Annotated in this window: 11 protein-coding genes; 5 read left to right on the top strand and 6 right to left on the bottom strand. The window is 65.5% G+C overall.

Features of this window, described 5'->3' with window-relative positions; all coding sequences use genetic code 11:
* Positions 1-46 precede the first annotated feature (46 nt).
* The gene (gene ligA, locus AAG612_RS14760; protein WP_425341868.1) at positions 47-2,335 is read right to left on the bottom strand and encodes an NAD-dependent DNA ligase LigA; all 2,289 of its coding nucleotides are present in this window, start codon (positions 2,333-2,335) and stop codon (positions 47-49) included.
* Positions 2,336-2,441: 106 nt separating this feature from the next.
* On the opposite strand from ligA, the gene AAG612_RS14765 reads away from it, so the two are divergent.
* On the top strand, positions 2,442-3,440 hold the full coding sequence (locus tag AAG612_RS14765; protein WP_342511449.1) for an acyl-CoA thioester hydrolase/BAAT C-terminal domain-containing protein: 999 nt from the start codon (positions 2,442-2,444) through the stop codon (positions 3,438-3,440).
* Between the two features lie 42 nt (positions 3,441-3,482).
* Here the strand turns inward: AAG612_RS14765 and AAG612_RS14770 are convergent, their stop codons facing one another.
* From AAG612_RS14770 to proB, 4 genes are all read right to left on the bottom strand, one after another.
* On the bottom strand, positions 3,483-3,866 hold the full coding sequence (locus tag AAG612_RS14770; RefSeq protein ID WP_342511622.1) for an endonuclease domain-containing protein: 384 nt from the start codon (positions 3,864-3,866) through the stop codon (positions 3,483-3,485).
* 48 nt (positions 3,867-3,914) lie between these two features.
* Positions 3,915-5,600: a DNA repair protein RecN gene (gene recN, locus AAG612_RS14775; protein WP_342511451.1), complete on the bottom strand. Its 1,686-nt coding sequence runs from the start codon at positions 5,598-5,600 to the stop codon at positions 3,915-3,917.
* A gap of 106 nt (positions 5,601-5,706) precedes the next feature.
* Positions 5,707-6,528 (bottom strand): outer membrane protein assembly factor BamD, encoded by an 822-nt coding sequence (locus AAG612_RS14780; RefSeq protein ID WP_342511453.1) that lies wholly within the window; start codon positions 6,526-6,528, stop codon positions 5,707-5,709.
* Positions 6,529-6,623: 95 nt separating this feature from the next.
* Entirely contained in the window at positions 6,624-7,796 is a 1,173-nt protein-coding gene (gene proB / locus AAG612_RS14785; RefSeq protein WP_342511455.1) for a glutamate 5-kinase, read from the bottom strand.
* A gap of 116 nt (positions 7,797-7,912) precedes the next feature.
* On the opposite strand from proB, the gene AAG612_RS14790 reads away from it, so the two are divergent.
* The 4 genes from AAG612_RS14790 (at position 7,913) to AAG612_RS14805 (ending at position 11,654) form a co-directional block, all read left to right on the top strand.
* Positions 7,913-8,764: a pyrroline-5-carboxylate reductase family protein gene (locus tag AAG612_RS14790; protein ID WP_342511457.1), complete on the top strand. Its 852-nt coding sequence runs from the start codon at positions 7,913-7,915 to the stop codon at positions 8,762-8,764.
* Positions 8,765-8,843: 79 nt separating this feature from the next.
* On the top strand, positions 8,844-10,109 hold the full coding sequence (locus AAG612_RS14795) for a glutamate-5-semialdehyde dehydrogenase (protein ID WP_342511459.1): 1,266 nt from the start codon (positions 8,844-8,846) through the stop codon (positions 10,107-10,109).
* A 103-nt stretch (positions 10,110-10,212) separates the two neighbouring features.
* The gene (locus AAG612_RS14800) at positions 10,213-10,374 is read left to right on the top strand and encodes a Flp family type IVb pilin (RefSeq protein WP_342511461.1); all 162 of its coding nucleotides are present in this window, start codon (positions 10,213-10,215) and stop codon (positions 10,372-10,374) included.
* Positions 10,375-10,490: 116 nt separating this feature from the next.
* Positions 10,491-11,654: a GGDEF domain-containing protein gene (locus AAG612_RS14805; protein ID WP_342511463.1), complete on the top strand. Its 1,164-nt coding sequence runs from the start codon at positions 10,491-10,493 to the stop codon at positions 11,652-11,654.
* 226 nt (positions 11,655-11,880) lie between these two features.
* On the opposite strand, the gene AAG612_RS14810 is transcribed toward AAG612_RS14805, so the two are convergent.
* Positions 11,881-12,798, bottom strand: coding sequence for a hypothetical protein (locus AAG612_RS14810; RefSeq protein ID WP_342511465.1), 918 nt, complete (start codon positions 12,796-12,798; stop codon positions 11,881-11,883).

The following is a 12,798-nucleotide window of genomic DNA, read 5'->3' on the forward strand; positions in this document are numbered from 1 at the left end:
ACATAGTGCGACGCGCTGAAATTTCATCAGGACTCCGCTGACGCACTCAACCCGCCGCGGCGACAATCTGAGCCCAGCCCGCTTCGTCGATCACCTCGATGCCCAGTTCTTCGGCCTTCTTGAGCTTGGAGCCCGCGCCCGGCCCGGCGACCAGCAGGTCGGTCTTGGCGGACACGCTGCCCGCCGCCTTGGCACCCAGCCGTTCGGCCTGCGCCTTGGCTTCGTCGCGACTCATGGTTTCGAGCTTGCCGGTGAACACCACGGTCTTGCCCGCCACCGGGCTCTCGACCGTCTGGACCTTATAGAGAGGCGGGTCGACTTCTCCCTTGCCGGGTTCGGCACCGATCAGGTCGTCCCACACCTGCCGGTTGTGATCTTCGTGGAAAAAGTCGGCGAGCGCGTGGCCCACCGCCGTTCCGATGCCGTCCGTCCGGACCTCGTAGATCCGCCGCACGGCGTCGAGCATACGCGTGTTGAACGGGCTGACCTTCTCGTCCTCGCCACGCGGATTTTCGATACGGTAGCGATGGAATTCGGCGGCCTTCCCGGGCAGCTTTCGAAGATCGCCCAGCCCCTTCATCAGGTCGCGCGCGGTCACCGCGCCGACATGGCGGATGCCCAGCCCGAACAGCAGCCGCGCCGCGTCGGGCGTGCGCTTTTCCTCCACCGCCGCCAACAGGTTGTCCACCGACTTGTCCTGCCAGCCCTCCAGCGCGAGGATATCCTCGCGGCGGGTCTTCAACCGGAAGATGTCGGCCGGACTTTCGAGCCAGCCGAGGGCGTGGAACTGCGCGATCGTCTTCTCGCCCAGCCCTTCGATATCGAGCGCGCCGCGGCTCACGAAATGCTCCAGTCGCTCGGTCGCCTGCGCGGGGCAGATCAGCCCGCCGGTGCAGCGCACATCGACCTCGCCTTCCTCCGCCACCGCCTCGCTACCGCATTCGGGGCAATGATCGGGGAATTCGAAACGCGGGCGTTCCACATCTCGGGTGAGGTTTTCGACTACCTGCGGAATGACGTCGCCCGCGCGCTGCACGCAGACCCGGTCGCCCGGGCGCACGCCCAGCCGCGCAATCTCGTCACGGTTGTGGAGCGTGACGTTGGTGACGGTTACCCCGCCGACCAGCACCGGCGCGAGGCGGCCCACCGGCGTCAGCTTGCCCGTGCGCCCGACCTGGATGTCGATCGCCTCCAGCGTGGTTTCGGCGCGCTCGGCGGGGAACTTGTGCGCCAGCGCCCAGCGCGGGGCCTTGGCGACGAAGCCGAGCCGCTCCTGCCAGTCGATCCGGTCTACCTTGTAGACGACGCCGTCGATCTCATAGGGCAGGTCGGGCCGTGCGGACGCAATCGTCTCGTAATGCGCGAGCAGTGCCTCGAGCCCTTCGACGCGCGTAAACTGCGGCGAGACCGGCAGGCCGAAGGCTTCGATGGCGCGGATCACCTCGCATTGCGTCTCGCCCGGCAGCTCCGAAGCCTCGCCCCAGCCATGCGCCCAGAAGCGCAAAGGGCGGCTGGCAGTGACCTTCGCGTCCTTCTGCCGCAGCGATCCCGCCGCCGCGTTGCGCGGGTTGGCGAACTGGCGGACCTTGTCCGCCTCGAACGGCGCGCCTTTCTCGTCCGCCGCCGCGCGCGCTTCATCCATCAGCCGCGCGTTGAGATCGGCGAAGGCGGCGCGCTCCATATAGACCTCGCCGCGAATTTCGAACACGTCCGGTGCGTCGCCCTTCAGCTGCTTGGGAATATCCTCGATATGCGCGACATTGGCGGTCACATCCTCGCCCACCTGTCCGTCGCCGCGCGTCGCCGCGCGTACCAGCTCGCCCTTCTCGTAGCGCAGCGAGCAGGACAGGCCGTCGATCTTGTCCTCGGCGGTGAACCACACCGGCGCGTCTGCTTCCATGTCGAGGAAACGCCGCACCCGCGCGACCCACTCGCCCACTTCCTCGCCGTTGAAGGCATTGTCGAGGCTCATCATCCGGACGGGATGTAGAACTTTCTCGAGCGACTTTGTTGATGGGGCGCCAACGATTTGCCTGACGCTAAATAGATCTTCCTCATCAACGACGAGCTGATTTTCGAGCGCCTGCGCCTCCATCTTAAGAGCATCAAATTCCTCATCAGTTATGATGGGGTCATCCAAATCGTCATACCGATGCCGATGGAAAACAATGTCTGCGTTTAGCTTTGCCAGCTTGTGAGCAAGCGGACGTAACTCCTCCTGCTTTTTTTCCGCCTTTTTGTAGCTTTCGTGATCAGGGCTTTTCGGACTTCGCATCGATTCCAATTTCCACAACTGCCAGCGCGGCCACAACCGATTGGAGGCTTTTTGAGCCATCCATCGCGCGTCTCGATAGGGCACAGCGGCGAGATTACGGAAGCCATTTTCTCGGCCCCGAAACACAAGTATGGTCGCGATCGGGGACATTGGGGGGAATTGGGACATGGGCCTGGGCAAGAAAATCGGCTGCGGTTGCCTTATGCTGCTGTTGTTGCTGGCGGCGGCGGTGGCCGCGATCTGGATCTGGAAACCATGGGCGAGCCTCGTGCCGCTCGAAATGGTCGAGCCCGAGGCGCAGGTCGGCGAGCGGATCGACGCGGGCGACGTGCTCGGCAATTTCTATCCGGCAAAGGGCGCCAATAACGGCCCCGGCATCCTCCTGATCGGCGGCAGCGAGGGCGGGCTCGGCAGCGACATGACGCGGCTGGCGCTGGCCCTCCAGAAGGATGGCTATTCGGTGCTGCACCAGAGCTACTGGCGCGCGCCGGGCCAGCCCGAGCGGCTGGAGGGCATTCCGCTCGAAACCTTCCAGCGCGGCCTTGCCTGGCTGCGCGCGCGGCCCGAGGTCGACCCGTCGCGCACCGCGATGATGGGCTGGTCGCGCGGCAGCGAGGCGACGCAGCTGATCGCGATGCGTGACCGTTCGCTGAAGGCCATCGTGCTCGGCATGCCCGGCAATGCGGTGTGGCCCGGCTTCAGCTGGGACGAGCCGTGGCGGCAGTTCGGGTCGCCATGGACATGGCGCGGCGAAAATCTGGTCCATCTCGACACCAGCGGCGTGCAGATGTTCGGCGGCGATCCCGAAGCAATCGGCAAGGAACTGCTCGCGCTGCAGGACGAACAACCCGAAGCGCTGCTGCCGATCGAGGATGTGCGCGTGCCCGTGCTGATGATCTGCGGCGAGGCGGATAACGTGTGGGCATCCTGCGCGATGGGCCGCAAGATCGAACAACGCGCCGAAGCCGAGGGCAAGGAGGATGTGACCCTGCTCGCCTACACCGACGCCGGCCACTACGGCTACGGCGCGCCGGTGAGCGAGACCGATGCAATGTTCGAGAACCTCTCACGCCTCGGCGGATCGCCCGAGGGAAATGCGGAGGCGCTACGCGAGGGGTATCGGGAGATCGAGCGGTTCTTGCGGGATGAGCTTGGGGGAGAGTGACACCTTCTCCCCTTCCTTTTCAAGGAGGGGCGGTGGTTCGTTCTACCTCACGGCTTCGATGATTGCTCTCAGGACACCGTTCACGTCGCGCATCACTTCCCCGTTTGTGAAGCGCAGAATTCTGATGCCCTGCGCCCGCTGAACCTCGGCGTCGCGTTCGACATCTGCTTTCCGGTCATGCGTGCCACCATCGACCTCGACTGCCAATTTCGCTGCCGGACAGTAGAAGTCGAGAATCCGGTTACCCTTTACCGCCTGTCTGCGAAACTTCAGGTGCGCCAATTGGCTTTTTCGCAGCGCGTACCACAGGCGCTTCTCCGGCTCGGTCGGGTTGTTGCGCATTTCGCGCGCCCGCTCGCGTAACCACCCACGTAAAGGCCCACCACCCCCACCCCCCCTCCGGGGAGGAGGGGGCTTGAGACGTATTCTCTCCCTCCTTCTTGAAGGAGGGGGTCGGGGGGTGGTTGCGGATCGCTACACCCCCTCCAGCAACCGATCCGCCTGCGCGCGCGCTTCGGGCGTAACCTCCGCGCCGGAGAGCATCCGCGCGATCTCTTCCTGACGGCCATCGGCATCCAGCAACACCACGGACGTCTTCGTCACGCTGCCCGCCTTGGGGCCGCTGCTCGCCTTTGCGATCTTGTAGTGCACCCGGCCGCGCGCGGCGACTTGGGGCGAGTGCGTCACCACCAGCACCTGCCCGTCGCTGGCGAGGCGCGCGAGCCGTTCGCCGATGGCGGAGGCGACCGCGCCGCCGACGCCGCGATCGATCTCGTCGAAGATCATCGTCGCAGCGCCGCCCTTTTCGGCGAGAGCGACCTTGAGCGCGAGGATGAAGCGCGACAATTCGCCGCCGCTGGCGATCTTGTTGAGCGGAGCGAAGTCGGCGCCCGGGTTGGTCGCGATCAGGAATTCGACCGCGTCCATGCCCGACGGGCCCCATTTCTCCTGCGGCAGCGGCTGCACGTCGGTCTGGAAACGGGCGGAATCGAGCTTGAGCGGAGCGAGCTCCCCTGCGACCGCCTTGTCGAGCGTCTTGGCCGCGGCCTTGCGCGCCTTGCGCAACCGGCTTGCCGCGCCTTCGTAGGCGTCGAACGCCTCGCGCTCGGCCAGCCTGAGCGCATCGAGCTGGGCCTCGCCGCCCTCGATCGCGTCGAGCTTGGTGCGCAGCTCGCGCATCTTGCCGGGCAGTTCGTCGACCTCGCAGCGGTGCTTGCGGGCGAGCGCGCGCAGATCGAACAGCCGCGTTTCCGCGGCGTCGAGCGCGGCGGGATCGTGAACCAGTGCCTCGGCCGCTTCCTCCAGTTTTTCCTCGGCTTCCGCCGCCTCGAGGATCGCGCGGTCGAGCGCGCCGAGCGCTTCGGCCAGCAGCTTGTGCTCGCCCGCGATCCGGTCGAGCCGCCGTGCGGCGGTGCGCAGTTCGCTCAGCGGCGAGTCGGAGCCATCCCAGATATGGCGAAGTTCCTCGAGGTCGCCCGACAGCCGCTCGCCCTTCTGCATCGACGCGCGCGCTTCGGCGAGGCGTGCTTCCTCGCCCGCCTGCGGTTCAATGTCGGTCAGTTCGGCGAGATGCGCCAGCAGCAGGTCCTGCTCCGCACTGGCCGCGTCGATCGCCTCGCGCGCCTCTTGCAGCGCTTCGGACGCGCGCTGCCATTCGCGCCAGCCCCGCGCCACCTTGGCGGTGTCTGCATCGGCGAAGCGATCGAGCAGCTGGCGGTGTCCGCGCGGGTTCACCAGCCCCCGGTCGTCATGCTGCCCGTGCAGCTCGACGAGGATCGGCGCCAGATTGCGCAGCAGGCCCACACTGGCCGACTGGTCGTTGACGAAGGCCTTCGAGCCTGCACCGGTATCCGACGCATTCACCTGCCGCCGGATGATCAGCGGCTCGCCCGGCTCGATCTCGATCCCGGCGTCGTCGAGCACTTCGGCCAGCGCAGCGGGAAGCTGCGCGAATTCGAAAGTCGCGGTGACGCTCGCCTGCTTGGCGCCGCTGCGCACGAGGCCGACATCGGCCCGGTTGCCGAGGACGAGGCCCAGCGCATCGAGCAGGATCGACTTGCCCGCCCCCGTCTCGCCGGTGAGCACGCCGAGGCCGCGCCCGAAATCGAGATCGAGCGCTTCGATCAGCACGACGTTGCGGACGGCGAGTTGAGTCAGCATTGCGGGCGCAGATTAGCGCGCGCGGGTGCCCGCGTCACCGGCACCCCAGCCGGGAACCCACCGTTAATATGAAGTGCCCACCGGCGAAGCGAGGCAACGCGGCGGCCTATTGCCCGACCGCGACCTGCGCATTGGGCGCGTGGTCCTGCACCAGTTCGAACGCCTTTTCGTACCATTCGCTGCCCGGATAGTTCGCGCCGAGCACGGCGGCGTACTTCTTGGCTTCGGTCGGGATGCCAAGCGCAAGGCTCGTCTCGGTCAGCCGATAGAGCGCTTCGGGCGCGTGGCTGGTGGTCTGGTACTTCTCGACGACGTTCTGGAAACGGATCTGCGCGGCGGTCCAGCGGCCCGAACGCTCGTAAAAGCGACCGATTTCCATTTCCTTGCCCGCAAGGTGATCCTTCACGAGGTCGATCTTGAGCCGCGCGTCCGACGCATATTCGGACTGCGGGAAACGGCGTTCGACTTCCTGCAGCGCTGCAAGCGCCTGCTCGGTCGTCTTCTGGTCGCGCTGAACGTCGCTGATCTGCTCGTAATAGCTCAGCGCGATCAGGTAATAGGCGTAAGGCGCGTCCTTGTTGCCCGGATGGATCGAGAGGAAGCGCTGCGCGCTCTGAATCGACTTGGTGTAGTCGCGCGCGACGTAATAGCTGAACGCGCTCATCAGCTGCGCCCGGCGGGCCCAGGGCGAATAGGGATGCTGGCGCTCCACCTCGTCGAACAGCGCGGCGGCGACGGTCGTCTGGCCGCGATCGAGGCGATCCTTGGCGCTGGCGTAGAGCGTTTCCACATCGCGTGCGACATAGGCCGTATCGGTCGGTCCGGCGCTGCCACCGGCGCATGCCGACAGCGCGAGTGCGGTGCCGAGCAGGGCGGCGGTAATGACGGGGCGACGACGCGCGGCGACAGGCTGATGCTGGGAGTTCATGCGCGCAGTCTATAGCCAGCCGCGCGGTGAACGCCAAGTGAAGGATCGACCGGTCTGCCCCACGATGCGGCGGCCGCTTTTCCCCGAGGCGCGATTCAGGCGCTCGGCCGTTCGCCGTGACCCGAAATCTCGCTGCCTTCGGGGGCTTCCCATAGCAGATGCCGCCCTTCGAGGCTGACGAGATTCTTGGAACGGATGACCTCGCCCTTGGTGGTGTAGCCCAGCAGCTGTTCGGCATCGAGATGCGGGTTTACCGCCAGCACGCGCAATTCTTCCGACGTGAAGTCGCTCAGCCCGCGCGCGCGCTCCTGACCCTGCTGGTCGTAGATATGCAGCACGTCGCCGCGGCTGAAATCGCCGTCGATCGAAAGGATGTCCTCGCGCCGGATCGCCCGGTCGCCATCGGCGAGCTCCTCGGCCAGTTCGTCCGAAACGCCGATGCTGCCCGCCATCTGCAGGCGGTTGGCGATCCAGCGTTCCCACCCCGAGGTGGGCGTGTCGTGGGCGATGAACTTGGTCGCGCGACGCTCCCCGTCGAGCACCGAGCTGAGTGGATTGTCGTATTCGCCATGGGCAATATAGGTGGTCACACCCGCCTCCTGCGCGATGTTGGCGGCCATCAGCTTGGTCGTCATCCCGCCGGTGCCCAGCGTGCTCTTGCCCTTGGTCGCTTCCATGAAGGGCGCGACATCGGTCACTTCGGGAATGAACTCGGCGCCTTCCTCGTCCGGGTGGCGATCGAACAGGCCGTCGACTTCGGTCAGGATGATGAAATCCTTCGCATCGACCATCTGCGCCACCTTGGCGGCCAGCCGGTCGTTGTCACCGACGCGGATTTCCTCGGTCGTGATCGAGTCGTTCTCGTTCACGATCGGCATCACCCCCGCCTCCAGCAGGCGGAACACGGTGTTGCGCGTATTGAGGAAGCGGCGGTGATCCTCGAAATCGCCCAGCGTCAGCAGGACCTGCGCGATTTCGAAATCGAATTCGTGCCCGATCTGCTTGTAGGCGTTGGTGAGGATCGGCATTCCGCAGGCGGCGGCGGCCTGCTTGTCGCTCACGCCAGCGGTTTCGGGGCGCTCGCCCACGATCTTGAGACCCAGCGCGACCGCGCCCGAGCTGCACAGGATAACATTGCTGCCGCGCTCGCGCAGCTTGGCAACATCTTCCAGCAGACGCTGGATGAACCCGAAACGGGGCGTTAGGCGTTCACTGTTCGCAACCAGGGTGGAGCCGATCTTGACGACGACGGTATGCGATTGCGGCATGTATCATCCATGTTCATGGCCAGAGGAGTGGCGCGGACATAGGCACAGGTGCTGCATCGCACAACCCACTGGAAAAAATTGCACGGGCGTGTTATAAAAGAACAAACACAATCGAAATGCGGGGTTTACGCGCGGAGACTAAAATCGCGCCACCTGCTTCTGATAGCAAACGGAGAGATATTATCTTTCAGAACATACTACTTATCGGATGCGGAAAGATGGGCGGAGCCCTTCTCGAATACTGGAAGCGCGGCGACGAGAGCTTTACGATTGTCGATCCTTTTCTGGAGAGCGCGCCTGAAGGTGTTTCCCTCGTCAAGGACAAGGACGCGCTGGGCGAGAAACGCTTCGACGTCATCATCGTCGCGATCAAGCCGCAGATGATCGATGACATCCTGCCCGACTATGCCCCCGTCCTCTCCGACAACGGCTATGTCGTGTCGATGGCGGCAGGCGCTTCCGTCGCGCGCATCTCAAAGGCCATCGGCGATGCCCCGGTCATCCGGATCATGCCGAACCTCCCCGCCTTCGTCGGCAAGGCGACCAACGGCCTCGTCGCGGGCCCCGGCGTCACCGACGACCAGCGCAAGCATGCGCACGCGATGATGGAGCGGACCGGCACCGTCGTCGAAGTCGACGACGAGGACCAGCTCGACCGGGTGACTGCGGTCGCGGGTTCGGGCCCCGGCTACGTCTTCGAACTTGCCCGCGCCTATGTCGCGGCGGCCGAGGGCATCGGCTTTTCGCACGAACAGGCCCGCGCGCTAGTGCTCGGCACGCTCGAAGGGACCATCGCGATGGCGATCGACCAGGACGGGCAGACATTGGAAGACCTGCGCAATTCGGTCACCAGCAAGGGCGGCACCACCGCCGCCGGGCTCGACGCGCTGAACGGCGACGGCGCCGTCTCGCGCAAGTTCGAAGAGACGCTGGAGGCGGCCTACAAGCGCGCCGTCGAGCTGAGGTAGCGCGCGCTCGGAACCCGGGGCGCACCTTGCCCGTCTAATCACTAGAACACCGCATAAGAATGATCCGAAGAGGACCACCATGAACGACCAGACCCTCGACCCCGCAATCCATATCCACGAACTCGGGAGCAACGCGCGCGCGGCCGCCAAGGGCCTGCTGACCGCCAGCACCGAAGCCAAGAACACCGCCCTCACCGCCGCCGCCAAGGCGCTGCGCGACAATCAGGACGAGCTGCTCGAAGCCAACGCCAAGGACGTCGAGAGCGTCGCGGGCAAGAAGCCCGAGAGCTTCGTCGACCGGCTCAAGCTGACGCCCGACCGGATCGAGGGCATGGCGAGCGCGCTCGAACAGATTGCGCAGCTGCCCGACCCTGTGGGCCGCCAGCTCGCCAGCTTCGACCGGCCCAATGGCCTCAAGATCGAACGTGTCGCGGTACCCATCGGCGTGATCGGCATGATCTACGAATCGCGCCCCAATGTCGGCGCGGACGCCTCCGCGCTGTGCCTCAAGAGCGGCAACGCGGTGATCCTGCGCGGTGGCAGCGAAAGCCGCAACTCGACCCGCGTGATCGTGCGCTGCATGCAGGAAGGCCTGAAAGCCGCCGGCCTGCCCGAACACGCCGTGCAGACCGTCGGCACGACCGACCGGGCTGCGGTGGCCGAGCTGCTCAAGGCGGACGAGTTCGTCGACCTCGTCATCCCGCGCGGCGGGCGTGGGCTCGTCGAGCTGGTGCGTGACCAGGCCTCGGTGCCCACGCTCCTCCACCTCGATGGCAACTGCCACACCTACGTCCACGCCAAGGCCGACCTCGACAAGGCGGCCGAAGTCATCCGCAATGCCAAGCTGCGCCGCACCGGCGTCTGCGGAGCGACCGAGAGCATCGTGGTCGACAAGGCGGTTGCCGATCAGGCGATCCCCAAGATCGCCGCCATCTTCGGCGATGAATGCGAGCTGCGCGGTGACGAGACCGCCGTCGCCCTCGCGCCCAGCATCAAGCCCGCGACCGACGAAGACTGGGGCACCGAATATCTCGATCCCATCGCCAGCGTGAAGGTGGTCGACGGCCTCGACGAGGCGATCGACTGGGTGGACACCTATTCGAGCCACCACACCGACGCGATCATCACCGAGGATGAGGACGCGGCGCGCAAGTTCATGACCAGCATCGACTCCGCAATCCTGATGCACAACGCCTCGACCCAGTTCGCCGATGGCGGCGAGTTCGGGATGGGTGCGGAAATCGGCATCGCGACCGGCAAGATGCATGCTCGCGGGCCGGTCGGCCTCGAACAGCTGACCAGCTTCAAGTACCTCGTCCACGGTCAGGGCCAGACGCGCCCGTAAAGCGATGCGATTGCCGGATGCGCGCGCCGGACATGCGCGCATCCGGCCCGCATTTACCTGCCGGAAAGCACGTGTGCCTAACCTGACGGCGGAGGCGACCGCCATGATCCAGGAATTGATGCGTGAAGAGGATGGCGCGACCGCCATCGAGTACGGGCTGATCGCGGCGCTCATCTCTCTCGCCGCACTGCTTGCCTTCCAGTCGCTCGGGCTCAACCTTGCCGCGGTGTTCGATACGGTCACCCGCGCGATGGGCGGCGGCTAAGCGGGCGTGGCAGGCCCCCGGCAGACTCGGGCAAGCGGCCCGGCCCCGCGCCTCGCTTAAGATCTGTTTAGCAGTTTCGAGGCTATCTGACCCTTGTGGGCAGGGTCAGCACCTTCTTGCGCAACGCAGCGATCCCCGATCTGCCGCAAGAGGTACGGTCCGACTTTGTCGTAGCGAGCGCAACCTCGGTTCAGAAACATGCGCGCTGGCTGTTCATCGCCCTGCTGGCGACCTGTCCCTTTGCCGCGCTGGCCACGCCGGATGGCGCTGGCTGGTTCGTTCGCTGGGGGCTCCCGGGTCTGATGGCGCTCTATTGCCTCGCGGGATTGAGCAAACTCTTCCAAGAGTACGATTTCGAGAAAAAGCCCTGGCGAGCCGAACGGTTCATTCTCGCAAGCTGGAAATCGTCGCTGGTCGGCGCACTCATCTCCACCAGCTGGGCGATTGCCGCCTTTCTCCACGCCGACGCAGGCGAACAGCTGCATTTCCCCGTCATCCTCGTGATGGGTGCGCTCGCCACCGCCTACTGCATGGCCAGCGTTCGCGCAGCGGCAGCCACGCACCTGGTCATCGACATCGTGTCGGTCTCGATCCTCCTCTTCATCGCCGGAACGACCCTCGACATGGCTGCCGCCGTCAGCCTGTGCATCGCAGGGCTGTTCCAGTGGCGGATGATCAACGCGCATCACCAGCAGGTGGTCGAGCTCCTGCTGCTCAAGCGCAAGAGCCAGACCCTCGCTCAGACCGATCCGCTGACCGGACTGCTCAATCGTCGCGCCCTGCTCGACTTTGCCGAAGATCTGGGTGCGCATGATGCGCAGGCGCGGCTGCTGATCATCGATATCGACTGCTTCAAGACCATCAACGATACGCATGGCCACGATTGCGGCGACACCGTGCTGCTGGAAGTGGCCCGTCTGATCGGGGCTTCTGCGGGAGAGAATATCAGTGCAGCACGCATCGGGGGCGAGGAGTTCGCGCTGCTCGGCACGGCCGAGGCACTGCCTCCGGGCACGGCCATCCAGCTGATCTCGGCAATCCGCGAGGCCCGAATGCCGCATGGCGGGCGTGTGACCATCAGCATCGGCATGGCCGAGGGCACGCTGGAAGACGACGCCGCCTGGCGCAACCTGTACCACCGCGCGGACAAGGCGCTGTATGCGGCCAAGAGCCGGGGCCGCGACAGGGTCGTCCTCGCGCGCGACCTGGAAACGCCGGACAGGAAACCCGGCGAAAGCGAAGTCTCCCCAGCTATCCCGACGAAGCGCAAGGTCGCCTAGAGCAGGTCGGTATCGAGCCCGCGACGAGCGCCGATCGGTGCTGCCGCAACGCCGTGGCAACCGCCCCCGGAGCCGTCATGAACGGGTGGCACACGCCTCAACGAACCGGAACCCCGGCTGCGTACCAACGCGTCAGCCGCAATGCAGGACAGCGCTTTTCCTTTCGGACGCTGCGCAACCGAGATTGCACCATCATCGAAGGGAACAGAGCCCCCTCGTCCCGACCCTAGGGCAGCGGGACGCGGCGGTATCGGCGGGCGTTGGCTGCATCGCTGTCGCCTTCGACGAAGGTGACCTCGTTGCCCGGGTCGATATCCGAGGTGTCGCTGTCGCCATCGACTTCCGCAGTGGCGCTGTAATTGGTCGCCGAAATCACGCGGTAACGCAGGCTGCCGATCCCGCGAGAACGGTCCACATCCAGCCGGTCGCCCAGTGCGACCAGCGGCTGCCCGTAATTGATCTCGATCAGATTGCCCTCGACCGCAGTGACGATGACCGGATCAATGGCGAACACCACGTCGCGCGCAATCGCCTTGGCAACCGCACTCTGAACGAGATCGTAGACCGACTCGCCCGGCTCGTAGGTGTTTACGCGGATCCGGTTGGTATCGAGCGTGCGCGACATCTCGACCCGCTTGGTGATCATGCCACCATCGATGGTCGCGCCGCTGCGGTCGAGCAGGGTGTAGGACGCGGTCACGACCGCCGTCCCCCAGCTGGTGCGGTAGGAATTCTCTCCGCGAACCGGCCGATTGTTCGCGGGCGCCGTCTCGCCGATATCCGAAATCGTGATGTTGAGCGTGTAGCCGCCGGGCCCGGTCGTGATCCGGCCGGAGGAAGCCAGCGCCGCCTCGAGCGAGTGGCGCAGGGTCTGGAAGTTCGACTGGCAGTCCTTCACGACCCAGCTGCGCCACGTGGTGTGCGCGGCGTAATAGCGGCGCGCGGCCGCCGCGCCCCACCAGCGCGCATACTCGGATTCGCTATAGGCGAGCCGGCTGCCCTCGTAATTGCGGAAATACGAGCACGACATCGGCGTATCGACCGTACCGATATTCACCGCCGCCTGCTCTTGCGCGCGGGCGCTGGCAGACATCCCGACCAGGCCGATGACAGCCGCCAGAGCTGCGAACATGGACTTGCGCAT

The sequence above is a fragment of the Citromicrobium bathyomarinum genome (assembly GCF_038594605.1).
Classification (GTDB): Bacteria; Pseudomonadota; Alphaproteobacteria; order Sphingomonadales; family Sphingomonadaceae; genus Alteriqipengyuania; species Alteriqipengyuania bathyomarina_B.

What these genes read in the sequence shown, in the direction of transcription:
- AAG612_RS14810 (WP_342511465.1), bottom strand. Translation starts at nt 12,798, where the DNA reads ATGCGCAAGTCCATGTTCGCAGCTCTGGCGGCTGTCATCGGCCTGGTC.
- AAG612_RS14790 (WP_342511457.1), top strand. Translation starts at nt 7,913, where the DNA reads ATGCGGGGTTTACGCGCGGAGACTAAAATCGCGCCACCTGCTTCTGAT.
- recN (WP_342511451.1), bottom strand. Translation starts at nt 5,600, where the DNA reads ATGCTGACTCAACTCGCCGTCCGCAACGTCGTGCTGATCGAAGCGCTC.
- AAG612_RS14800 (WP_342511461.1), top strand. Translation starts at nt 10,213, where the DNA reads ATGATCCAGGAATTGATGCGTGAAGAGGATGGCGCGACCGCCATCGAG.
- AAG612_RS14780 (WP_342511453.1), bottom strand. Translation starts at nt 6,528, where the DNA reads ATGAACTCCCAGCATCAGCCTGTCGCCGCGCGTCGTCGCCCCGTCATT.
- AAG612_RS14795 (WP_342511459.1), top strand. Translation starts at nt 8,844, where the DNA reads ATGAACGACCAGACCCTCGACCCCGCAATCCATATCCACGAACTCGGG.
- ligA (WP_425341868.1), bottom strand. Translation starts at nt 2,335, where the DNA reads ATGGCTCAAAAAGCCTCCAATCGGTTGTGGCCGCGCTGGCAGTTGTGG.
- proB (WP_342511455.1), bottom strand. Translation starts at nt 7,796, where the DNA reads ATGCCGCAATCGCATACCGTCGTCGTCAAGATCGGCTCCACCCTGGTT.
- AAG612_RS14765 (WP_342511449.1), top strand. Translation starts at nt 2,442, where the DNA reads ATGGGCCTGGGCAAGAAAATCGGCTGCGGTTGCCTTATGCTGCTGTTG.